Raw genomic sequence first — 23,385 nt, 5'->3', positions numbered from 1 at the left:
ATCTCCGTTTATGCCTTAGCCTTCGGCATCTGGGAAACTAATGACAGATTCACATCCATGCCTTCAACCTGGAAGTGCGGCACGGCATACAGCTTCACGCGGAAGAAACCAGGGTTGTCTTCGATATCTTCCACCGTGACTTTCGCATCACGCAACGGATGGGAAGCCTGCAAATCATCACCTGGATCAGTCATTTCAGTGACTAGCCCACGGATCCAGTTATTCAGCTCCAGCTCCAACAGACGGCGGTCTTTGGTAGTGCCGATGTTCTCGCGCTGGATCAGCTTCAGGTAATGCGCAATACGTGACAGCAAGAAGATGTAAGGCAAGCGGGCATTAATGCGGCTGTTGGCAGTGGCATCGGCAGTGTCATACAGCGCCGGCTTCTGCGTAGAGTTAGCCGAGAAGAAGCATGAGTAATCACGGTTTTTGTAGTACGACAGCGGAATAAAGCCCAGATTGGCAAATTCAAATTCACGCGTTTCCGGGATCATCACTTCTGATGGGATTTTGACCTGATTACCGGTACCCAAATCGTACAGGTGGATCGGCAGATTGGTGACTGCGCCACCGGCCTGCGGGCCACGGATCTGTACACACCAGCCATTTTTGATGAAGCTTTTCACCATATTAGCGGCAAAGGCAAACGAGGCGTTGGTCCACAAGTAACGGTCGTGATCCGGGCCTTTTACCTGCTCAACATAGTTAAAGCTGCGTACCGGTACGGTGTCTGGGCCGTAAGGTAGGCGTCCCAGCACGCGCGGCATGGTCAGGCCGATATAGCGGGAATCATCCGAGTCGCGGAAAGCTTTCCACTTGATGTATTCGGCGCGATCGAAATAGTTAGCGATATCTTTAATCGCCGCCACTTCTTCCATGCTTTCTTTACCAAAGAACTCGGGGCCAACTGAACCAATAAATGGCATATGAGCCGCCGCCGCCACTTTGGAGATATTGCGCAATAACGCGATATCCTGCGGGCCACGGTTGAACTCGTAGTTGGAGATAGCCGCGGCAATTGGCTCACCACCGGGGGTATCGTATTCCTGAATATAGGTATGAGCGTATAACCCGCTTTGCACGATTTCTGGCGCATCTTCAAAATCCTGCACCAGATGATCTTTACTGATATCCAGCAGTTCGATACGCACGTTTTGACGGAAATCGGTTTGATCAATAAGGGATTTCACGCCACGTGGACTCAACACGCTGGAAATCAGGGTGATGCATCACCGCATCCAACTGGCGACTAATTTGATCATCCAGCGCCGCAATGTGGCTATCCAGCAAGGTTTTATTCAGTTTTTCCACTTTTTTGGACGACTGTTTCAGCAGGTCTAAAAAGACACTGACGGCAGCGGTGACACGCTCATCAGTCGTGGCATCCGCCATGGTATCGTTGTTTTGGAAAGCATCCAGACCGGTCAATGAGGAGACTGGGCTCAGGTTGATTTTTTCAAATAAAGAGGCGTAAACCCCTTGGGCTACGGGAAGGTTTTTCTCTAATACGTTCGTCGCAGTACCCTGCGCAATATTTTCCTGTACAGACATCAGCATATTCCTTTTCTTCTTTCTACAAGCAGCCAATCCGGCGATTAACAGTCTTTGGGGGCCAATGCCGCCAGTTCAGCACGCAGCTCATCGCTCAGAGCCTCGTCTTTAAGGATGTTTTCCAGCTCACGGCGGAAAGTGGCGTTGTCCAGCAGATTGGATTTGAGGTCACGCAGCAGGTTACGCATTGCCAGCAAGGCACGCAGTTGCGGGATTTGGCGAGCCACGTTTTCCGGTTCAAAATCTTTCATTTCACGGAAAGTCAGGGCAACAGCGGTATCGGTGTTATCGTCAGCCAGGGTATCAGGTACTGCGAGTTTCAGGCTCGGGTGGAATTCCGCCAAAACACTGTTAAAATTGTTTTTGTTGATATTGAGCTTCTCACGCTCAGACAGCGGGCGCTGTTCCTGACCGTTGCTGTAATCCCCCATTACCAACAATTTCAGAGGCAACTCCATTTTCTTTTGAGCGCCGCCAGTATGTAGGTCTAACTTAATATTAATGCGTGCTTTGGGTATTTCATTTTGAAAGCTTGAAGAAGACATCGACATTCCTTGTTAGGGAAGAGAATTAAGGAAATCCATTCCTAATAAAATGAATAGAAATAATCGACATGACACGGCACAACATTCACCGCTCACTGATCAACTCAGCGCGTATTAAAGTAAAAACGCTTTGTAGATATCCCTATTCAATCATTGGATGGCATGAAACAGTATCAGGCAGGTATTTTTCACACGCATTGGCATATCAATTAACTACCCGTTCGAGCAGTGTAAAAACGTTAGCCGTCTAATACCAACGAGTTATATGTAACAAAAGGTAACAATATATGTTTCGAAAAAAAATACAACATCATACTGATGTATAAGACATTTCTGACATTCTGAATATAAACCCCTACAATTAAAGGAGTTAATAAACATAATGAAAATTAAACTAATACTTTATAGAACTTATTGTAGGAATATTCCTATAAATGTTTTTTTCAGAAATGTGATGTGTATTCGAGGTATTTCAGAACCAGGTAGGATCACAAGAGGCTTATCGATTACCGACTTGAATCAGTTAATTCCTAATAACTATATTGATGAAGTCTGAACGGGCTGTCATACCCCAAAATATAATTCGTTATCGCTATGCTGGCTTTCTAAAATTCACGTATTCATTATCCGACACCCACTCCGTTTTCAAACTTCTAAAAAACACTCCATCGGGCTAGTATCCCAGCCATCCCCAGTGCGACTCAGGCTTTGCTTTAACGGATACATCCACAGTAACGGCCTGAAATTCCGACTCGTATAGTGGCTATCTTGATCCGAGTGATACAGTAAATTAGCCGGGTTTCCTCGCGTTTTTCAGGCTATGGACAGCGCTTTAGCTCTCCATGCGCCCAAAAGATCGCTGTACACCAGGAGGTAGCAAAATGATGGTGTTATTTGACAAATAAACTACTATTAGCAGCCAGATGAACATCAACCAGAGTGACGAATTTCTACTTAAGTATTTTGATTGTTGTAATAAAGAAAAGGTAACTTATGAATAAAAATCAGATAGCTAAAATTCTGTTAGGTGCCATGGCCTTTGTCGGTACCATCACACTAATCCCCGCAGCACAAGCCTGTACCAGAGCTGTTTATTTGGGGCCAGAAAATTTAGTGATAACCGGCCGGTCGATGGATTGGAAAGAAGACCTTCACTCTGACCTGTGGATATTCCCACGGGGAATGGAGCGCACCGGGAATGCAGGGCCAAACTCCGTGGCCTGGACATCAAAATATGGCAGCGTGATTACCGCAGCCTACAATATTGCCACCACTGACGGCATGAATGAAAAGGGCTTGGTAGTGAATATGCTGTGGTTGGCTGAATCCCAATATCCAGAGCCAACCTCCGCTAAACCCAATATTTCGCTGGCTGCCTGGGGCCAATATGTTCTTGATAACTTTGCCACCGTCGATGAAGCGGTGAATTACTTTAAGAAAGAACCTATTACGGTCTTAACCAGCAAAGTACCCGGACAGGAAAGGCTGGGTACTATTCATCTCACACTATCTGACGCCAGTGGCGATAGTGCTATATTTGAATATATTGATGGCAAACTCACTATCCACCACAGCCGGGAATATCAGGTTGTCACTAACTCACCGACTTATGACAAACAATTAGCTATCAACTCGTATTGGCAAAGAATTGGGGGTACTAACATGCTGCCAGGCACCAATAGCTCCAGTGATCGCTTTGTTCGGGCGCAGTTTTATATTAATGCCATTCCCAAATATACCGATAAGCAACTGGCTACCGCGAGTGTATTGAGTGTTATTCGTTCGGTCTCCGTTCCTTACGGTATCAGCACGCCGGATGAGCCAAATATCTCATCCACTCGCTGGAGAACGCTCTCCGATCAGAAAAATAAAATTTATTATTTTGAATCCACGCTGATGCCAAATACATTTTGGGTCGATTTTAATAAGATCGATTTTTCGAAATCTGCTGACGTGAAAAAACTGAAAGTTAATACGCCACAAGCGACTCAATATACCGGCGATGTCTCAGCACATTTCCAGCCAGAAAAGCCTTTTGTATTTGAACCGGTTACTCAGAAATCCTAACGTAACAGATGGGGCTGCATCATAATAAAACCGGAAGATAAGAATAATCCGAATGCTATTAGCATAGTGTTATTCTTACTTCCAATATTTATTGGCTCAGAACTCGGCGCATTAACACTCTTCCCACTAATGCAACAGTGCCAGCGATTCTGAAGTATTCGTCATTTTACCCATCACAAAAGCCAAATTAGCGGCTGCGACCAAAGATGCGGCATGCGCGTCAGTGCTCATTTGTTGTGCATTCAACAGCCCATTAGCAGCCTCGTTGGCAACCGTTATCGTGCCGACGCCATTGCGATAAGACTCCAGTGCAGCGTCATAGGTAATGAACGAGGTTTTCACCAGAGTTAATGCCGCCTGATTCGCTTCAAGCGCAGAGCGCAAAGTATCAGCTGCGACAACAATTTCGCGCACCGCCAACTCTTGCGTTTTCTTAAACCCTTCGGCAGCAACCGCAGCTCGAGATTCCGCCTCTTTCACACGCGCGGCACGTATCCCACCATCGTATAGAGGAACACTGACACCGACTAAAATACTGGAAGATGAAGTTTGTGGACTAATACCCGGTAGGCCCTGAATATCAAAATGCCCATCACCGCCTGCCACAGCCCCGGCCAGATAGACTTTCGGCAAGAAATCGGCTTCTGTTGCTTTGATACCCGCTTTGGCCGCCTCGACTGCTGCATAGCTGGCTAACACATCTGGCCGCTGAGAGAGAGCCAGCCGAATCATCTGTTCGGTTGGTGCGCTCATCCCATCCGGTAAAGCACGATCTTCGACATAAGCGACTTTAATATCCAATGAAGGAGAAACCCCCATGGCACCCAATAATGCCTGATAAGCATCACGTTCAGTGCCCTTGGCCACCACACGGCGTAACTCAGACTGTGCGACCTGCTGGCGTGCCAGTGCGACTTCAACTGTCGTCGCGATACCATTTTTGCGCCGTTCCTCGGCAGCAGCTTGAATCTTTAGGCTATTTTTCAGTGTTTGTTCTGCTATCTGGCGCTGAGTTTGTGCAGCACCATATTGGAAATACGTGCGAGTAACATCATAGATTAGCTTCTGGTGCATACCATTAAAGGTCACATTGGCGGCATAAGAAGTCTGTTTCGCGGCATCAAGCAACGCGCTGCGCTGACCAAAATCAAAAATAAGCCACTGTAATGCCAAGGCAGGAACCACCGCACTCCCGCTGGTTTTTAAATCCTTTTCGTTGCCGATGGCATAAGGTAAAGGAGTCGTCGTACGATGGTAACCACCAATCACACTGGCTGAAATTATGGGTAAAAATATCGCTTCACCCATTCCGACCGCCAGCGCAGCCTGCCGTGCTTGTTGCCAGGCAATGCGGGTATCTGGATTTTGGCTCTGGGCGATATCAATCAACTCAGGTAACGAATAAGTATGCTCGCTTTTTATGCTGGGCGGCGCTGCTAATTCCGCCACCAGCGGGTTCGGCGGTACAGAAAAATTGCCACTCCGTATAGGGGTATTCGCATCAGCCGTCCAAGGTTCGGTATAAGATGCAGGTGCAAGATCCAAGCTGTCTGTAGCACAACCGGCGACCAGCATACTCAGACTCAATACCGAGCCAGTCAGACCTCTTTTGGCTATCCGGGCCATCAATACAACGTGCATCATCATGTCATCCAATTCCCAGAAGTTTCTCAAGCCGCTTTATACGTTGTTGAATAGTAAGTTCAATCGGTGATACTCCCTGCCGTGATGACTCGCTATTCTCTCCCTGCTCATCCAATAATGTCGCGGTATCGCTACCTGTCGAGAGCCGACGCAGTTGTGCCACATCAGAGGCCGACTTTTCCGTCGGTAGAAACAGCACCGGGCATAACTTACCCATCTCTGCCAGTATGGCCTGTAAGCGCGCGCACTCTTCTCGCGAGGGGCGTAATTGTGCGGGTTCAAAGGGGATTAGCGCCAACTCTTCTTGCGCGCTGGTGATCTCCGCCTCAACCGTTGTCGCTTCTCTCAGTGCCGCAGGCCGGGCATCGGGCGTTAATGTGGCCAGGTTTGTCAGCCCCTTCATGGCCTGACTAATATGGACCTGAACCGCATCTACAATCGCCACCGGCCACAGTCGGGTGAAAATCAAATACACCACCAAATTACCCAGCAAAATACCCAGCACCCTATCCAGAGCTACGCCCAAATCGGTACTTGGCCCGAAACCTTGCAATACCGTCAGCAGGAAAGCCAGCCCAACCTGAACACCGGCATAGGCAATACGTTCACTGCCACATGACACCCAAGCGGCCAAGAGAATGCAACCAAACACCAGCGCCATCAATTGCCCGATATCGTTGATATGGGGAATGATGAAGATAATCGACAGCACTCCCATTAATGCGCCGACCAAACAACCAATAATCCGCAAGACTAGCTTATGTACCGTCTCACCGGTGGTGCCCAATGCAGCAACATAACAAGTGATCATGGCGGTATGAATATCCTGCCAATCTAGCGCAGTGTAAATCAGATAACAGATCAACGCCGCAGCGGTAGTTTTCAGAGCGAACTGCTGATGAACAGGATTGGTTAGGGCGTCTGCGGCAAAGAAGGTGGATTTCGGAGCATTCAGGTCTTGCCCATTATCGGCGGTTGCCAGTGCTGTCAGCGCGCTCCTGATTTCATTGATTTCATCGCTGGGATCGTCAATGGCGAAGTGAGGGGTAAGCGCAAGATGGCCTGCAGCAATCGCCTGCGCCGCATCACGACAGTAAGCCGCCAGCTCAAGGCGTGCTTTTTCCGATGACGTTGCAGGTAAAGCCGAAGTCGCCAACAGTAACCGGTAACTGCTTTTTACCGCCCCCTCAAGCCAGACAGCTTCAGCCGAAGGCCGTAGATGGAAAATACGCACAAAAAGCGCCCGTTGCTGATGCTCCTTTTGCCCTTCTTGCAGCAGTTCCTTAACCCTATCCATAGTGGCCGCATCGGGTTGACGCAATGCCTCGGCCACCGCCAATAATCGCTCAGCTAGGCTGGCGCGCAATAACGTCTGAGGTGCCCGACCAAGGAAAAGATTAAAACCAATAATCAGCAACATCGGCGAAACAGCCATTAGCCAAGCATACAACAACCCGCGCGTTGCCACTTCTCCCATGGGGATATCACTCAGTAACGTCATGACAAACGCAATCACCAGCGCAATAATACTGCCGGCCGGGCCGAGCTTACTGGCTGAACCGAGATAGAGAAATAAAAATGAGCTGACAATCAAGGCTGCCATGCGCAGCGGTGCAGCTTCCAACGTGAAGTGGATAAGCAGGAATACCAAGCCGACGACCAGCGACACCAATATAGTGATAGCAATAGCCATCACCATGCTCTCGACACCATCAGGTTTCATCACGAAAATAATGAGATAACAGCTAATCGCAGATTCTGGAATGCCATATATCATGGCTATCATCGCCATCAATGCACAGAGCGCGGCAACACGCCACGCCTGAGCTACCCTGCCAGGGAAATAGGCTAAATCTACTTTTGCCTGACGGATTATGCCGCCAAGCGTACCGTCAGCAACCCTCGTCATTTCGCACGATAACCACAGCAGTCGCCCCGATTCGCATCAGGTCCTCCGGCGGTTTTTCCAGGCTGATTCTCACTGGGAAACGCTGGACAACACGCACCCAATTTAATGACTTCGGCACATAAGGCAGGCCACGCGGGATATTCAACATATCTTCAGAACTTACGCCCCAACCAATCCCCTCTACTCGCCCCTGAATCGCACGCTGTCTGTCCGCCATAACATAGACGGTAGCGCAATCCCCCACCTTGATATGCTTCAACTCCGTTTCGCGGAAAAATGCCGAAGCATGCCAGTGTTCGGTATTGATAAGTGTAAAAATAGCCTGGTCCGGGACGACAAACTCCCCGGCAGAGACAGTCAACCCGACCACCCGGCCATCATGGGGCGCACGGATTTGCGTATTCGCCAGTTCCCGTTCGGCAATAGCAAGTGCCGCGCGACGTGCCACCACCAGCGCTTCCGAAGCAGCGGTGCTGCTGACCAACGCCTCAGCGGCAAATGACTGTTTTAATGCCTGTTTTAGGCTGACTTCTGCATCATGTTTCGCCGTCGCTGCATCATCCACCTGCTGGGCGGTAACATAGCCTTTAGAGAGCAGGGGTTGTAAGCGAGCCAACGTCTGAGTGGCTAATTTGAGATTGGCTTGCGCCCGAACAATCTGTTCATTGGTAATTGCCGCATTGGATTGCTCCGCGACCACAGTTCGTTGCTGGGTATCGCGGGCAGCTTCTGCCATTTTCAACTCAGCTTGTGCTTGCTCGACTTGCAAACGATAGAGATCCGGCTCAATGGAAAACAATAAATCACCACGCCGGACTTTGCTGTTTTCCTCAACATTGATTGAGATAATACGGCCCGGAACGGAGCTGGCAATATGTACCACGCTAGCACCCAGCTCCGCATCTTCAGACAGTGGATTCAATGTGGTCTGCCGCACCGACAACCACCCTGAGATCACTGCTGCAACAACAATAACACCAGCTACAATGAGTGCCAGTCGCCGCTTATGCCCACTCCCTTGGAGTTTATTCATATTCATCATTCATCGCGTAAACAGTAATAGGGAACAGATGAATGCCACAGCAAGCGCCAGGCAGACATACACCAACAGCCGCCATGGCAGCACCTCATCAATACCAACGCGAATAAACAGAACACGAGCAATCACCGCAGTGATTATCCCGATAAAAGCGCAAGCCATCCAAGAAGGAAAATAGGAACCCACTAGCGAAAATGAGGGAGCCTCAGCACCGGAGCAACCACTCAGGGTGATCGCCGATAACAGAACCCACGGCCCACGCCATAGATTCTGTTTCACACAGCTTAAAAGCATCAAGAAAAACCACGGCTGCTTCCTAAGGGAAGTCATATAATTCATTGAACAACCTCAATTAACTGGTGCCACCCTATCAGAAGTCAGGGTTTGTCATCATAAAAAACTATTAATGATCACTGCCCAGCGTGTTTTTGAAAATTTGCCCATCTTTCATAATGACTCTAAATGCTTTATCTGGCTGCGCTACGAGTTGGATATCATCCAAAGGGTTGCCATCCACCAGAATCAGGTCAGCCAGCGCACCATTTTCCACCACACCCAGTTTTCCGGGATAAGGGTTTCTCGGGCCAGAAAAAGCACAAAGTTCAGCGTTCACACTGGTCGCCATTTTGAGAATTTCAAGCGGTGAATACCAGCGCGTTAACTTGGCTAATTGCGCCCCTTGTCGGGTTGCCAGTCGGGCATCAAACAGCGTGTCAGTACCCCATGCTGTCTTGATGTTATATTTTTTCGCCAACATATAGGCGGTATCAGTCCCTGCCACCATTTCAAGTTGCTTGGCTCGCGACGCCGGGCTTGGTGTTGGCACCGCATCTTCATCGTCAAGGAAAGGTTGCAAGCTCCACCAGATACCTTTTTCGGCCATGAGTTGCACAGTTTCTTCATCCAATAACTGGCCATGCTCAATACACTTAACTCCGCCTTTGATAGCCATAGTAACAGCACGAGGGGTGTAGGCGTGGACGGTCACATAGGTGCCCCAGTTTTCCGCTGCGGTAACCGCGGCCTGGATTTCAGTGACAGAACCTTCCGTCACATCGATGGAGTCATACATGGAGCTGACACCACCACCAGCCATATATTTGAGTTGCGAAGCACCCCGCATGAGTTGTTCTCTGGCCCGTAGCAATACCTGATCAGCACCATCGGCAATTGCCGTCATCCCCACACGCTCAGCGTAACTTAAGGGGTCTGATGGAGTATGTGGCAATTCCCCCAGCAAGCGAAAATCACCGTGCCCACCGGTTTGAGTGATAAATGCACCAGAAGGGAAAATGCGTGGGCCAGTAGCGACATGTTCATCAATAGCTCGTTTCAAACCAAAAACCGGCCCGCCCATATCACGTACCGTGGTGAAGCCGCGCATTAAGGTGGCATCAGCTTCAGCAATGGCCAACGCCTGAATATAGTTAAAATCCGCCGTCATGGCGGTCATCATCGATGGGCGAGCCATAATGGCGTGCCAGTGAGCATCAATCAGCCCTGGCATTAATACGCAGCCACCGCCATCAATAAGCTCCACATCCGGTGAGAGCGGAGTATCCGCAGGCTCCACCGACTTTATTTTGTTGCCTTCCACTAATACTCGCAGCCCGTCTCGTAGTTGGTCTGATACACCATCAAAGACACGAACATTAATAAAAGCCATCACACGTACCGCATTAGCGGCAACATCTCTTTTTTGTGATTTTGTTCCCGGTACAGCCGCCGCAACCGTTGCCGCAGTAATAGGGGCTGATTGCGTCGCTTTCTGGGAAAATACCGTATTGATGCGTATGAATGCAGGGCTATTGCAGAGGCAACCTTCACCATGAGTATGGGGGAGCTGAATCAATGGCATGTGAGACATAAAGTTCTCCTTAATGAACAGTGCCCCAATAAATAATCAGAGGGCGCGCTGTCGATCATAGAACAAATTCTCCGATAACAACTTATTTTTATGACAAAAGTTAACACGAAACAGTGATATGGCTCTGATCCTACGATGATAAACGAGTCATCACGTTGTGACTTTCAGGTTATTGAATACTGTCAAAGTCTGATAAATAGGATTTTGTGTTCTGCACCCGTTGACTAAGATCAGTATTTAATTGAAAAGAGGCGCTACTGCCTTTGTAACTGAGCGCCCTGCTAGCATTATCACTTTAATAATTCAGTGACTGGGGTGCGTCTTTTCCCTGCCAGATATCGGTATTCAAATTAACCGATTTCAGAATTTTATTATCAAATTAAGTTAATCCGTCCATATTGACGACCAGCGGTGGAGCAGACAACCCATCGAGAGTCGCCTGAAATGCATCGGCAAGATCTGAGATAGCGACAACGGAGATATCAGCGAGTGACTTCTTCCAAATAATCCAGCACATCCTGTACCCGATGCCAAGTCATCCAGGTTTTGTCGTCCAGCGGTTGTTCCGTATATTTTTCTACCGCTGACACTAACTCCAGCATTTCCAGGGAATCAAGATGGAGATCGATAATCAACCGCGATTGCATATCCCAATTTTGGGTTGCGCCCGCGTAGGCGCGAATTTCGGTTAGTTCTGACTTAAGCCAGCGCTGATGAGAATTTTCTGATTTCATCACTTGGCCTCTGACGAATTAATGGGGGAACGACTATTGGTGAATTTATCCGCGCGATATTGATCTTTCTCAGTGAGAGAGCGAGTCTGTGCACCTTCTTGAGTCAGTACCACATTAGCCCCCTTATTATTGATCCAGGATTGCGTTGGCCCAGTGCTATTTTTCCCAAAACCAACAAATTGATTACCCTGAGCATTGACCGAAGAAGAGTTGTTCGGCTGAGTGCCTCCCAACCTGTAAGCTAATTTATTACTGAGATCGCGTGTCTGTGCACCTTGCTGCGTCAGTATCACCGTAGAATCATTGTTCGCCAGCCCAGATTGGGTTGACACCGAGGTAGCCCCCACTTTCATACCAAACGAAGTTCCCTGAGCATTGAGCTGCTTCTCAGCGACGACCTTAGCGGGAGTTGCACGATAAGTCTAATCCGTTTGTTGCAATGTTCCCTCTGAGTTCACCTGAAGATCCAGCGTAGTTATAAAGTTAGGTTTTTGTCCTGGGACGAGTAAATCCGCTTTATAACTCACTTGCGCCGTATCCTGTTGAATCTCAGCCTCAGCCATAGCGGGAACCGCATGATAAATACCATCAACATCTTTCGGTATCGTTTCTGAATTCAACACATTATCCGACACCGGGATATCTTTTGCTGTGGATAAACTCTGTCTATTGTGCACTTGAGGCGCATTCTGCTGAATCTGACTCGCCCCAGCTAATGATATTGGCGCAGAGTTCTGTTGCCCAAAACCAACAAATTGATTACCAAAACTATTTAGTGATGTGGGCTGTTTTTGCTCTACACTCCCCTGCACATAAGCCTGTTTTTGGCTGAGATCACGAACCTGCCCATCACTCGTTAGTGTCACCTTGGCATCCTTGCCTAACCAGGATGGTGCTGGCCCCTTGCTACCATATAACGTCCCCGAAGAATTAAGGGATTTATTGGCCGTGGGGGTGTTAGCGGAAGTTGCATACTTAAGATTTTCAGTCGGCGACGAGCTAGGAGTGCTATCAACTTCGTCGAGTAATTGAGCTGAAGAGTCCACCCTATCCGCGGGTGTTTGATTGGCCGTGGTACTCTGCGACTTATCATTCTCAGGTTTAGTGGTAGCCGCCGTGTTTGACAAACTAATATTTGTGGTCGAAATATTATTTGAGACCAGCGACGGCGCATTATAAGTAATATTATAGTTATTAGTAATATGAGTAATATTCGGTGCGGCAGGCCCAGGATTAGCTGCATTATTACCATCAGCCGAGCGAGGCTGGCCTATATCATTGCTGACGGCAGGCCCTGCAGCGGGTGATACTGGTGCGTCTGGTGCTGCAATATCTTGTCGTATCAACCCTGCCATTATTTGTGTTTTATGCTCTAACTCTTTGAGCAGAGAATACATTTTCACGGCTTTATCACCTACCCCTTTGAACTCAAAAAATTCTTTTTGAAGTTCGGTGATCATATTGTTGGTTTTTTCGTTTTCACCTGCAAAAAGATGATTTTCTACATTTGCAGGATTCTCCTTCAGCATTTGCACATAATCCGCTGACAGCTTTCCATCTAGCTTGGCAATAATATCTGGATAGACATATTCCTGAAGATAATTAGAACAAAGTTGCTTCAGGTTATCTTCTGCTTTCGCTTCTTTCGGAGATAGTTCCATCTTTTCTAAAATGGCGGAGGTAAATGTTTTCATTGCCTTAAGTGCCAAACCTGAATCTTTAACCTCCTTTGTCATCGCATTGTTGAACGCCTTTGCTTTAGCCATCAGACCTGCATCTTTCTTATCCGCCGGTAACAGGCTAAATAATGCCAATGCCGATTTAGTACCTGAATTCAATGTGGCGGTTTTTAAATCACGACTACCACAGAGTTCCACCACTTTATTAAATGATTTTGACTCATTGAGATTAGGCTCACTCTCTTTCAAATCTTTGAGAAAAGAAGCGATATGGTTAGCCGTATTAACGTCCGATAATGGTTTGCCACTTGCAGAATTTTGGCTGAAAGAGATTACACTATGGCTATCAACGCCTTCCCCGGAGGAAACTGGCAAAGATTGTGAATTAACAGATGAAATCCCAGAAAGACTATCCGCCAAAGAGCTTTCATTGCGGGCAGCAGGTTTGCCAGAACCCGAAAATGAGGAAACGGAAGCAGAAACCAGGCGTTCCATAGGGCGCGGCGCAATCATAAATAACCTACCTTATATAAATAGCTTAAAATTTTTGTAATACAACAGTGCGCACCGGTTGCAAAAAATATCCAGCACTGTGCGGCACACCGCTCTCTAAATATTTTAAGACAGTCATATTATTACTAATCTGCGTCACGCTGCTTGAATAAGCAGCAGGGCATAACACCTGCTGCTATTTATTTATTGAAAATAGCCAGCATTATAACGATGTAAATCTTGCGTCATTTGCTGTAACAGCTGAATCAAGGTTTCGAAGGTACTGTTATCCTGGCGAAATCTCTCCAGCAATTGAGATACACCGCTATTCACCGCATTTTTCTGACTATCGATGGCTGATTGTAGGCTTTGGAAAGATTGTGAATTCATATCACTGCCCTCCCAACGAGAGTCACTGCTTGCTACACTACTATATATATTCCTGATAGCGCTTAAATTAGGTAATACGTGGATTTTCCCATCCGAACCTGATCGTTTTACGATATAACCATCTCCCAATTTCTTTTGCCAGAAGTTGAATGCAGCATCATCACCACTAAAGGTATAAATTGGTTTTGTTGAGTTATCATTAGGAGACCATTTGTAATAATCACTCGTACTACTCACTTTGAAATCTGTATATTTAGCAAATGATTTATCTAGCGTCTCTAAAAAATCCTTAGGTTTAAAATTTATTTTTCCATCACTACCGGCTTTTATAAAATCACTTATTTTACCGATAGCAGTATTAACATCCTTCATAAACTCAGCCGCTTTCTCATTAATTTTGGCGTAAGTTTGCTGATAATCACCATGAAGTGTTTCAATCAAATTTTCCAGGGCGTTTATATGAGGAGGCGTTGCTACCTGATTTGAGGTTGATCTGACCTGACGTCTCCCCATGGCCATGTAATCATCGTCACTGAGATTAAAATCTCGCTGTAACTGGCGAGATGCTCCCTGAACCTCTTGCCAATCCAGCTGTGTATCCTGCAGCGCCTGCTGAACTTCCACACTATTGGTTGTGGCAGTCAGTTCACCGGCTTTGGACAATTCAAATGTCACCACCGGGCTGTTTTTCCATTGAGCAAAGGTGTAACTCAAGGTTCGACGCCCGGCTATCGCTTCACTTTCTGTCCGCTCCGACACCGCGGTCATTACTGCCTGAGGTGTGGTTTTCACCTCTTCAGGCTGAGCCACCGTCGATGCTGATGTCGCCAATTGCTGTCCGACCAATTGTTGTGTGTTCAACGCTGGCGCGCGATCATTACTTAGCGTGCTTTCCTTTTTTTCCGCTGGCGGCAAAGACGGGGCTGATTCTCGCTCAGACTTAGATGTAACCATGATCGACGGTTCAACTGCTGAACGAGCTATATCTGTCATATCCTGAGAAATAGGGGTGTCAGACATCTCTTCTTTATTCTCTGTCCTGATAGAAGAAGGGGCAGTTACCCTTGGCATCTCAAAATTATCTCTGGTAGCTGCAATCAGGCCAGCCAGTGACTGCTCACCTTTATCCCTCGAGATACCCTGCGACTGAGTCAATGTTTCTGTCAGTTGTGCCAATACTTCTGTCGCCTTGTCCGCGACGGGTACTGGTTTTGCCCGACTTTCTGCCATAACCTGCGGTTGCTCGGCAGCCTCATATCCCTGCACCAAAGCGCCTTGTTTCTGTAGCGCCACCCACTCAGGCTGTTGCGCAATACTCGGCAACGCTATCTGTTTACTTAGTGGCATGCTGTTTATCGCCATCATCGGAGCAGGTACGGAGGGCGATAACTGCTCCTCGGCCTGTTTTTTGCGCTGCTTTGCCCGAGCCAGCAACTCCACCATTTTCTTTTGCACTTGCTGCTGAACTGATTTCACTGACTGCCCATTATCGCTGCGCAATGTTTCTGGCCGAGATGCGACGGTCGGTTCATCGGTTCGAATATCAGTAGAGGCGCTATGAGTTACCTGTTTTATTGCCACCATATGTGGATAGTTCCTCAATTTCGTATTGCTGTTGAAGCTCTCTATTTAAACGTTTTCTGCTGCTTTCACGCCTCAGATAAGTTCGGAATTTCTCACACCGATTATCGGTTTCCCTTAACAGTCGCTGCATCTGCCCCTGCTTCTTCTCGAGTGCTATCTGCTCCGCCTGAATGTTCTCTAGGTCATATAACTGACGAGCAATTTCCGCCAATAAAGTGGCTTTATGACGTTGGCGTTCAAAAAAGGCTTCGCGGGTCAACTCTGCGGATTGGTCATACAGGCTACTTTGAGCTTCCATAACCTGTATCCGTGTGCGGATATCATGTTGCTGCTGTTGCAGCGCTTGTAACGAACGTCGCAACAACTGCTGCTGTTGTTTGACTCGTTCCAGCCGCCGCTCCGTTAGGCTCAGCAGATTCCTTACCATCAGTTTGCCAGCTCACTGAGTTGCTTGAGCGTAGCGGGAAAATCTCCAGACTCTTCCATTGCTTGTTGCAAGAAGCCTTCAATAACTTCTCTGTTATCCAGCGCATGATCGTTGTCGGTATTTTCACCGCGCTGATACTCACCGAGATCGAGATAGAGCTGAATTTGTGCCAATCGCCCCAGCATGTCGCGAGTGTTCGCCGCGTCCTGACGATGCTGTGTGGTAGTGACCTTGGAAAACACACGGCTGATACTGTGTAAAATATCAATCGCAGGGTAGTGACCGCGCCCGGCGAGTTTTGCACTCAGGTAGATATGTCCATCGATTATTGAGCGAATTTCATCGCCAATCGGATCCGATTCTTCTTCGCTCTCCAGCAGTACGGTATAAAAAGCCGTAATAGAACCCAACTGCAATGCGCCGGGGCGCTCCAATAACAGTGGCAACTGCTCAAAAACCGATGCCGGATAACCTCGCCGGGCGGGAAGTTCTCCCGCCGCCAATGCCACATCGCGCAAAGCGCGGGCATAACGCGTCATAGAATCGACAAACAGCAGCACATCCTTGCCCTGATCACGAAAATATTCCGCCATCGCCGTTGCCAGTAAGGCGGCATTGCAGCGCTCAACCGCCGGGCTGTCTGACGTGGCGTACACCAGAATGGTTTGCGCGGCACGCGGGGAGACCTGCAATTCATGAATGAACTCAGTCACCTCACGGCCTCGTTCACCAATTAGCGCAATGACACAAATATCTGCCACCGCATGGTTCATAATCATGCTCATCAGGGAGGTTTTGCCGCTACCGGCCGCCGCAAAGATCCCCATCCGCTGCCCCTGTCCACAAGTGAGCAAACCATCAATCGCTCTGACTCCCGTCACCAAAGGCGTGGTGACGGGGCGGCGCAAATTGACGCTGACTGGTGGGCTATCAACCCGACACAGAGTGGTTAATGGTGGCGCTGATGATGCCGTGGCATTGCCGAGCACCCCGACGTCTTCTCCGGCAGCGTTATAAATTTTCCCCGCCAGATGTTCTCCCATCTCAAAGACAAAAGGCTGGCCAGTAGGGCGGATCACCACATCACGCGTCAGACCCTGCGCTCGACCAATCAAACTCAGGACGGTCTGCCCCTCTCTAAACCCCACCACCTGAGCTTTTGCAATCACTTCCGACAGACGTAAATCGCGTTCAATCAGACAGATTTCACCAATAAAGACCCCATGCAGCGGGGCCTCTAGCAGGCAACCATGTATACGCGATGGGTGTGCACAGCTATCAAAGAGATTCATAAATTAGCCAGCTAATAGGGTGGATAATCGATGACTGCGCTCATAAAACTCATTTAGACTGTCAGCAAATAATTGAGTGTCATTCAACGCTGGCTCACGCAGTATTGCGGAAAGCACTAAGGTGTCTTCCCTGAAACTCAATGCGGGCTGCCCGATGTGAAAATTACGCGGGGCGTATTCCAGCAATTCGCTCAATAAATTTTGCCCCAGTGATTCAAGATGATTCATTTGGCATTCAGAAATTCTGCACCACAAAATAATATCGTCGGTCAATAAATCGATATTAATAGGCGGCGCTTCATTTAGCTCTAACTGAATAGTTGAATGACAATCAAGCTGTGAGTTAATTAAATCCTGACGCCCTTCAGTAGATAAAAAAGAATTCAATGCATCAACAAAACGATATTTCATGGTAGTTATCCTTACACGGTTTTAATTACGTTAACTTTCACTGTTTCGGAGATCTCATTAAATGAGAGCACCTCCAATTCAGGAAAACGACTTTCAATAATTTTTTTCACAAAACGACGAATATCAACTGGCACCAGCACATTCATATCCCGAATTGAGAGATAGTTGTTTTCTATTGCCTGGGCAAAAGCCTGAATAATTTCATCGGTTTTTTCTGGGGCAAGACTAAGGAAGCCACCACCGGAAGCCTGACGAATCCCTTGGCGAATCATGTCTTCGTATTGATCATTAATCATCAGAACATTCAAACGCCCATCAGTAGCAAAACGAGATGAGATGTAACGAGCCATGGCACCACGGACATATTCCACCAGCATCATGCTGTCTTTCTCTTTTGGTACCCACTGCACCAGTGTTTCCAAAATCAGTTTCATATTACGGATAGAAATTTTTTCCATCAGTAGACGCTGAAATACTTCCGTTATCTTTTGTACTGTTGCATGGCGGTAGCACTCTTTTAATAACTCAGGATATTTCTTTTCCAGATCGTCTAGCAGGTTTTTAGTTTCCTGAATCCCAAAGAACTCATTAATATGATGTAATAACAAAGTGCCGATACAGTCGATAATTTCACTAATATCATCGCGCGCCATGAGACCCAGTTGTTTAACCTCATCAGCATGTTTACTAGCAACCCAAGTACTAACGGCCCCATATTCATCACTAAATTGGGTCAGCTCCAACCCCAGATATTCCAGTTCGTCGTTAACAGTCAAAAGACGTAAACCACCAAAGCTAATGTTGTATTCACCGGCACGAACTTCATTTATCAGCACAATAATTTTGTCGCTTGATACTATCGGTGAATAGTTAATGGCAATATCAGGTATGCGGTAGCCATAGCGCACAAAAATATCTTTCTTAATGCGCGAGAGAAAACTGTTATCCTCCAACAATGACTTATGAACCTGGCTCACCGAAATAATAATTGGCAGTGTTTCCGGTACATATTCATCTTCTGAAACTTTACTTTCTCGTCGAGTTTCACCTTCCGCTACCTCAGGGCTAACTTCAGTGTCACTTTGGCTTTCACCGGAGGTACCCTTTTTCTCTTTACGTTTCTGAAGCTTGCGATGCCACAGCAGTGCCACCATTAACCCAGATAAGAACAGGAAAATGAACGTCGGAAAGCCAGGTAGGAAACCGATACTAAAGACAATGAGAGCGGTGATTAAGATGGTGAAATCTTTGGCAAACAGCTCAGAAACAATGTTTTCACCTAAGTTTTTATCATTGCCGCCCACACGAGTCACAATAAAGCCTGCACTGATGGAAATAAGCAGAGCAGGAATCTGCGCCACCAAACCATCACCAATGGTCAATAAGGTGAATGTGTTCAGTGCGGTAGGCATATCCATGCCCAGTTGCGCCATTCCAACTGAAATCCCACCAATTAGATTGACAAAAATAATGATGATCCCAGCGATGGCATCGCCTTTAATGAACTTCATCGCGCCATCAAAAGAGCCGTACAATTGGCTCTCATTTTCCATATCACTGCGCTTCTGTTTTACTGTTGCCTCATCAATCACCCCGGCACGCAGATCAGCGTCAATGCTCATCTGTTTACCCGGCATGGCATCAAGTGAGAAACGCGCCGCAACTTCGGCAATACGCTCCGAGCCTTTGGTAATCACGATAAACTGCACGATAGTCACGATAGCAAATACCACCATCCCGACAACTAAATTATCCTGAATAACAAACTCGCCGAAAGTAGCAATAATATCGCCAGCATCCGCCTCCAGCAAAATAAGACGACTGGTGCTGATCGATAACGCTAATCGAAATAAAGTGGTAATTAATAAAATTGAGGGGAAAGAGCGAAAATCCAATGCCCGTGTAATATAAAAAGACCCCATAAAAATTAGCACCGAAATCATAATATTCAGGCCAATTAACAGATCTACTAAAATCGTCGGTAAAGGGATAATCAGCATGGCGATAACCATAACCATGATGATCAACACTAACAGTTCAGGACGATTGCGAATATTTAATAATAGTTCGCTAAGTTTATTCATGGCATGTTCTCTTCTTCGTCATGTAATACCCGTCGAGCCATAACAAGCTCTTTTTCCATAAAGTGACTCATACTTTCCCTCAACCCATCAATAAGATGATCGCGATCTTCCGGCGAGGGGAAAATACCTGTCGGCAATACAGAAAAGGCAATAATTAAAATCTGCAAAAACCGCGCTCGCATATCCGTACTGAGTGCGCTGAGTTGCTTAGAATAAAAGGCAACTAAGTTGTCATTAAAATTTTCTTGACCACGAATGCCGCTGATAAATAATTTGCTGAGTATCTTCTCTCCGCTCAGACCAATAAAAGAAAAGTCTGTGTGAGCAAAACGCTGGCGGAATATACCGTCCAAAGACTGCATCTCTCTTAATCGGCTAATTCGATTAAATAGAGCACCAAATTCACTGACATTAATATTTCCTAGCGGTAAGACTTGTAAATCACAAGCCAAAGCCCGAGCCAGGTAACAGATGATATTTTCACGTTCCTGAGCCGCCAGTTCATCTGCCCACTGCTCATACAGATAAATTATCGGGCCGTCATAACTGAGAAACTCGCGGTATACCATTCTCAAATCACCCGCGGACTGCTGCATTTTTTGCGCAAATGCTTTGGCCACCAGAGCAATATTGATACCCGCTTGCGCACTACGATCGAGATCTTCTGCCTCTAGCTGCTCACGCAATGCTTCCAGTTGTTCGAGCTGCTTGCGCTTTAATCGGCTGCGGTGAATCAATGCCGCCAAAGCCATCAGCAAATCGCTGGTATCGGTAAAATATTGAAGCAACAAAGCACGTAACTGCTGCGGTGTCGTCAATTTGCTGTTAAGCGCACTTTCAACCCGCAGGATTTTTTCATCTGCCTGTGCATCCAAAATTCGTTCCGAAAAACGCGTCCACTCTTCCTTGCTGTCTGTAGTTGGTCCACGGCGGCGCACATGACTGGCTGCCAACATGGACATTGAGGCATATTCGCTACTGTTATCAATAACTCCCTGTCCACGCGCCGCTTCGTCAGCATCATCATTAGCCTGTGCGGCAGAACTACTTTTGTCACGCTGACCCACTAAAAAGCGTGAGTTACCGCCAACCGGCCCTATTGCCACGGCTGGCTCGCATACTTCTTAAGAAACTCAACGGTGCCGCGCAACTTGCTATCATGTTGGGTCAGACGTTCATTATCAGAGAACTGACGACCGTCCCAGGCTTCATTTTCATCCAATAAACGTGGCTGAATCAAAAAGATACGGATCATCTTCTGCTGGTTATGTGAACGGTACTTAAACAGGTTACCCAACAATGGAATATCACTTAACAGCGGAATGCGGGTTTCCCCCTCTTCAACCTGATCGCGGGTATATCCACCAATCAACAGGCTTTTATCGCGGCCAATACGTGCCACGGTATTGATATTGGTGCGGTTAACCTCGGGTAGCCCGGCGATATCGGCAAGTTTGCCCGAGTTGTCACGGTTTAATCCGCCATCTTCAATGTTGACTTCCATTTCAACGCTGGCCCCGCCAGAAAGGCGCGGCAGCACACTGATCATGGTGCCGTAGGTCACCTGTTGCAGTGAGGCCACTCGCTCACCCTCGACTCGGGCATAAAAACTGGTGTTGTTATCAAATAGTGCCGGAACATTCTCTTGCGTCAGGATGACCGGGCGAGAAACGATACGGGCATTACCGGTTTTACTGATCGCGTCAATTTGTGCCAGAAACGTTTTGCTGTCGCTCAGCGTACTGCGGTTAAAGGTGACTGTACCGCCAGCCACGCCGATATTCCCAGCCTCCCAGCGCACCCCCAGATCGTCAACTTTGCTTTGCGTTACATCGATAATCCACAGTGATAGTTCCACCTGGCTACGACTGTTATCCAGGGTATGAACTAACTGACGAACATAACGAATCTGCTCCGCACTGCCTTTCACCACCAAACTATTGCTGTCGGGATACGCGACCAGTGAGAACGGACTGCTGGTTTTAGCAGCACTAGCTAGCCTCATTGCGCTGTTGCCGCCGCTAACTGATGGCGGCGCCGGAAAACCGGCATCGATAGTCGGCTCGCCCTCTTTCGGTTGTATCGTCAGAGTGCTTTCCGATGTGGTGCCATTGTTACCTTGGAACAGTGCATTTAATGCCGTTAGCATCCCGGGAATAGTGACGCTCTGCCCACGTTGGTTATAGGTACGATCGGTTACCGATGAGTGTTTTAACGGGATAACCGCCACTTCACCGCCACTGGCCAGATCTTCCTGCTTAATACGCTCATCAAGATAAGCGGCTGCCGCACTAATTAATTCCACATACAGCGGTGGCCCTGAGACAAACAGTAAGCGGTTATCGCCTTGGGTACGGACGGGAAAACGCTTATCGTAAATCCCGGTTTTCTGAATATAGTTAAGCACTTGCCCACTACCAGCAGCCTGAGTATGGACAATGACACTGCGCATTTCGCTGTTGTCATAAACATAAATCCCTGCACCATCGTCATACCACACCAGCGCCATACGTCGGGACAGTGATTTAAACGTCTCATCAGCATTGGCCAGATTAAAGTTCCCAGTGACGCGCTTTTGTGCCGCCAACTTACTGAGAATAATCGGTTTCTCCAATCGCTCGGCGACGGCATCAAACAACTTACCGACCATGACGTTATTCGCGACAAAGGAGTCATTAACGTTTTCCTGCCCGACGGGCAATGCGGTAATCACCTCAGCGTTGACCTGGCACATATTGCCCGCCAACAATAAGAGTGAAAAATAGATCACTCCTCTGTATTTAACTTTCATATAAAATAGACTCCAAACGTCTTATTTCTGAGGGTGTTAACCCCAACTCTTTTTTGAGATCATTAGTAAAATGCGAGGCCGAGCAATATCCGGCATCAAAGCCCACATCCAGAATTGAACCATCACTTTCTATAAGTTGTAATACGGCGGATGCCATACGCACACTCATCATCTTTTTCTTAGCCGTCGCCTTAAAGCTCTCTCGATATAATTGCCTGAAATAAGCTGCCGAGACACCATAGCGCTGACTTAAATAATTAATGCTGACATTATCTGTCTGTTCCGAAGCTGATAATAAGAAGCTCATTATTCCGTATGCTTCATATTTTCTTAATAGATCACACCAAGTATTGAATTCCATTTGGTTACGCAGTATTAAGTCAATCACGGTATTATTCACCGACATTTTGGTCGTACCATTTTGCGTATCGATGGAAATCACCTCTGACCACGGTCGTACCGCTGCAGATAATTTCACTTCAGTATCCAAAAATGATTTACCCAATGCAGAATCAATCGTTGCGAGAAGTTCGGTGAAACTGGCTAACGTGATACTGTGCAAAAACCAGTGAGTTTTATCTCCCTCAATCTTGCCGGGGTTATTGCAAATAAACAGTGAAGGTTGAGCAATGACGACACTTTCACCCGAATATACAGAGCGAAACGTCAATGCCAGCGCCTGATCATTAGGTACAGCCAGTACCAGGCTATCCTCCAGGGATAAACAATGGCCCGATGGGGTTACCGGCTTAATGTCATTATTTATTGCTGTCATCGTTCTTCGTCTCCAGCTCGTTATTTGAGTTGCAGCACAATGAACGATGACGTCGATTTATTAAACGGAATCACTCGGAATAGCCATGACTCCCACGGGTCATT

General features: G+C 47.3%; 18 protein-coding genes and 2 pseudogenes. 1 reads left to right on the top strand and 19 read right to left on the bottom strand.

Annotated features, from left to right (window positions below; translation table 11 throughout):
- Positions 1–8: 8 nt before the first annotated feature.
- The 3 genes and pseudogenes from tssC to ACF3VQ_RS03275 form a co-directional block, all read right to left on the bottom strand.
- Positions 9–1,557, bottom strand: a pseudogene (gene tssC / locus ACF3VQ_RS03285) (type VI secretion system contractile sheath large subunit).
- A 38-nt stretch (positions 1,558–1,595) separates the two neighbouring features.
- Positions 1,596–2,096, bottom strand: coding sequence for a type VI secretion system contractile sheath small subunit (tssB, locus tag ACF3VQ_RS03280; RefSeq protein ID WP_392433387.1), 501 nt, complete (start codon positions 2,094–2,096; stop codon positions 1,596–1,598).
- Between the two features lie 536 nt (positions 2,097–2,632).
- Positions 2,633–2,903: pseudogene (locus ACF3VQ_RS03275) on the bottom strand (IS3 family transposase); the annotation flags it as partial.
- A 324-nt stretch (positions 2,904–3,227) separates the two neighbouring features.
- On the opposite strand from ACF3VQ_RS03275, the gene ACF3VQ_RS03270 reads away from it, so the two are divergent.
- Positions 3,228–4,163, top strand: a complete 936-nt coding sequence (locus tag ACF3VQ_RS03270) for a linear amide C-N hydrolase (protein WP_392435431.1) — start codon at positions 3,228–3,230, stop codon at positions 4,161–4,163.
- A 126-nt stretch (positions 4,164–4,289) separates the two neighbouring features.
- Here the strand turns inward: ACF3VQ_RS03270 and ACF3VQ_RS03265 are convergent, their stop codons facing one another.
- From ACF3VQ_RS03265 to ACF3VQ_RS03190, 16 genes are all read right to left on the bottom strand, one after another.
- Positions 4,290–5,810 carry a TolC family protein gene (locus tag ACF3VQ_RS03265; RefSeq protein ID WP_392433386.1) on the bottom strand — a complete coding sequence of 507 codons (1,521 nt, stop codon included), beginning with the start codon at positions 5,808–5,810 and terminating at the stop codon, positions 4,290–4,292.
- A gap of 1 nt (position 5,811) precedes the next feature.
- Positions 5,812–7,716 carry an FUSC family protein gene (locus ACF3VQ_RS03260; protein ID WP_392433385.1) on the bottom strand — a complete coding sequence of 635 codons (1,905 nt, stop codon included), beginning with the start codon at positions 7,714–7,716 and terminating at the stop codon, positions 5,812–5,814.
- Positions 7,700–8,749 carry a multidrug transporter subunit MdtN gene (gene mdtN / locus ACF3VQ_RS03255; RefSeq protein ID WP_392433384.1) on the bottom strand — a complete coding sequence of 350 codons (1,050 nt, stop codon included), beginning with the start codon at positions 8,747–8,749 and terminating at the stop codon, positions 7,700–7,702. The genes ACF3VQ_RS03260 and mdtN overlap by 17 nt, the downstream gene beginning before the upstream one ends.
- Positions 8,750–8,758: 9 nt before the next feature.
- Positions 8,759–9,094, bottom strand: coding sequence for a YtcA family lipoprotein (locus tag ACF3VQ_RS03250; protein ID WP_392433383.1), 336 nt, complete (start codon positions 9,092–9,094; stop codon positions 8,759–8,761).
- A gap of 64 nt (positions 9,095–9,158) precedes the next feature.
- Positions 9,159–10,622, bottom strand: coding sequence for an amidohydrolase family protein (locus tag ACF3VQ_RS03245; protein WP_392433382.1), 1,464 nt, complete (start codon positions 10,620–10,622; stop codon positions 9,159–9,161).
- A 482-nt stretch (positions 10,623–11,104) separates the two neighbouring features.
- Complete coding sequence (locus ACF3VQ_RS03240; RefSeq protein WP_392433381.1) at positions 11,105–11,356, bottom strand: acyl carrier protein; 252 nt, start codon at positions 11,354–11,356, stop codon at positions 11,105–11,107.
- The gene (locus ACF3VQ_RS03235) at positions 11,356–11,688 is read right to left on the bottom strand and encodes a hypothetical protein (protein ID WP_392433380.1); all 333 of its coding nucleotides are present in this window, start codon (positions 11,686–11,688) and stop codon (positions 11,356–11,358) included. The genes ACF3VQ_RS03240 and ACF3VQ_RS03235 overlap by 1 nt, the downstream gene beginning before the upstream one ends.
- A gap of 90 nt (positions 11,689–11,778) precedes the next feature.
- Entirely contained in the window at positions 11,779–13,548 is a 1,770-nt protein-coding gene (locus ACF3VQ_RS03230; RefSeq protein ID WP_392433379.1) for a hypothetical protein, read from the bottom strand.
- Between the two features lie 183 nt (positions 13,549–13,731).
- On the bottom strand, positions 13,732–15,501 hold the full coding sequence (locus ACF3VQ_RS03225; protein ID WP_392433378.1) for a hypothetical protein: 1,770 nt from the start codon (positions 15,499–15,501) through the stop codon (positions 13,732–13,734).
- Positions 15,473–15,928, bottom strand: a complete 456-nt coding sequence (locus tag ACF3VQ_RS03220) for a hypothetical protein (RefSeq protein ID WP_392433377.1) — start codon at positions 15,926–15,928, stop codon at positions 15,473–15,475. Before ACF3VQ_RS03220 ends, ACF3VQ_RS03225 begins: the two co-directional genes overlap by 29 nt.
- Positions 15,928–17,220 carry a type III secretion system ATPase SctN gene (sctN, locus tag ACF3VQ_RS03215; protein ID WP_392433376.1) on the bottom strand — a complete coding sequence of 431 codons (1,293 nt, stop codon included), beginning with the start codon at positions 17,218–17,220 and terminating at the stop codon, positions 15,928–15,930. The genes ACF3VQ_RS03220 and sctN overlap by 1 nt, the downstream gene beginning before the upstream one ends.
- Positions 17,221–17,223: 3 nt before the next feature.
- A complete protein-coding gene (locus ACF3VQ_RS03210) occupies positions 17,224–17,631 on the bottom strand; it encodes a type III secretion system protein (protein WP_392433375.1) in 408 nt (135 codons plus the stop codon).
- A gap of 11 nt (positions 17,632–17,642) precedes the next feature.
- Complete coding sequence (locus ACF3VQ_RS03205) at positions 17,643–19,715, bottom strand: EscV/YscV/HrcV family type III secretion system export apparatus protein (protein WP_392433374.1); 2,073 nt, start codon at positions 19,713–19,715, stop codon at positions 17,643–17,645.
- Positions 19,712–20,821, bottom strand: coding sequence for a type III secretion system gatekeeper subunit SctW (sctW, locus tag ACF3VQ_RS03200; RefSeq protein WP_392433373.1), 1,110 nt, complete (start codon positions 20,819–20,821; stop codon positions 19,712–19,714). Before sctW ends, ACF3VQ_RS03205 begins: the two co-directional genes overlap by 4 nt.
- Positions 20,812–22,506, bottom strand: coding sequence for a type III secretion system outer membrane ring subunit SctC (sctC, locus tag ACF3VQ_RS03195; RefSeq protein WP_392433372.1), 1,695 nt, complete (start codon positions 22,504–22,506; stop codon positions 20,812–20,814). Before sctC ends, sctW begins: the two co-directional genes overlap by 10 nt.
- Positions 22,496–23,281 carry a helix-turn-helix domain-containing protein gene (locus ACF3VQ_RS03190; protein WP_392433371.1) on the bottom strand — a complete coding sequence of 262 codons (786 nt, stop codon included), beginning with the start codon at positions 23,279–23,281 and terminating at the stop codon, positions 22,496–22,498. The genes sctC and ACF3VQ_RS03190 overlap by 11 nt, the downstream gene beginning before the upstream one ends.
- Positions 23,282–23,385: the final 104 nt, after the last annotated feature.

Source organism: Yersinia fenwicki (assembly GCF_043099325.1).
Classification (GTDB): Bacteria; Pseudomonadota; Gammaproteobacteria; order Enterobacterales; family Enterobacteriaceae; genus Yersinia.
The sequence above is the reverse complement of the archived record's forward strand: the minus strand, read 5'-3'. Positions and strand labels throughout refer to the sequence as shown.

Bases quoted from the DNA above. Each gene is read 5' to 3' on its own strand.
- ACF3VQ_RS03190 (WP_392433371.1), bottom strand. From the start codon at position 23,281: ATGACAGCAATAAATAATGACATTAAGCCGGTAACCCCATCGGGCCAT.
- sctN (WP_392433376.1), bottom strand. From the start codon at position 17,220: ATGAATCTCTTTGATAGCTGTGCACACCCATCGCGTATACATGGTTGC.
- ACF3VQ_RS03220 (WP_392433377.1), bottom strand. From the start codon at position 15,928: ATGGTAAGGAATCTGCTGAGCCTAACGGAGCGGCGGCTGGAACGAGTC.
- ACF3VQ_RS03260 (WP_392433385.1), bottom strand. From the start codon at position 7,716: ATGACGAGGGTTGCTGACGGTACGCTTGGCGGCATAATCCGTCAGGCA.
- ACF3VQ_RS03240 (WP_392433381.1), bottom strand. From the start codon at position 11,356: ATGAAATCAGAAAATTCTCATCAGCGCTGGCTTAAGTCAGAACTAACC.
- ACF3VQ_RS03250 (WP_392433383.1), bottom strand. From the start codon at position 9,094: ATGAATTATATGACTTCCCTTAGGAAGCAGCCGTGGTTTTTCTTGATG.
- tssB (WP_392433387.1), bottom strand. From the start codon at position 2,096: ATGTCTTCTTCAAGCTTTCAAAATGAAATACCCAAAGCACGCATTAAT.
- ACF3VQ_RS03230 (WP_392433379.1), bottom strand. From the start codon at position 13,548: ATGATTGCGCCGCGCCCTATGGAACGCCTGGTTTCTGCTTCCGTTTCC.
- sctC (WP_392433372.1), bottom strand. From the start codon at position 22,506: ATGAAAGTTAAATACAGAGGAGTGATCTATTTTTCACTCTTATTGTTG.
- ACF3VQ_RS03225 (WP_392433378.1), bottom strand. From the start codon at position 15,501: ATGGTGGCAATAAAACAGGTAACTCATAGCGCCTCTACTGATATTCGA.
- ACF3VQ_RS03210 (WP_392433375.1), bottom strand. From the start codon at position 17,631: ATGAAATATCGTTTTGTTGATGCATTGAATTCTTTTTTATCTACTGAA.
- ACF3VQ_RS03205 (WP_392433374.1), bottom strand. From the start codon at position 19,715: ATGAATAAACTTAGCGAACTATTATTAAATATTCGCAATCGTCCTGAA.
- ACF3VQ_RS03245 (WP_392433382.1), bottom strand. From the start codon at position 10,622: ATGTCTCACATGCCATTGATTCAGCTCCCCCATACTCATGGTGAAGGT.
- mdtN (WP_392433384.1), bottom strand. From the start codon at position 8,749: ATGAATAAACTCCAAGGGAGTGGGCATAAGCGGCGACTGGCACTCATT.
- ACF3VQ_RS03265 (WP_392433386.1), bottom strand. From the start codon at position 5,810: ATGATGATGCACGTTGTATTGATGGCCCGGATAGCCAAAAGAGGTCTG.
- ACF3VQ_RS03270 (WP_392435431.1), top strand. From the start codon at position 3,228: ATGGATTGGAAAGAAGACCTTCACTCTGACCTGTGGATATTCCCACGG.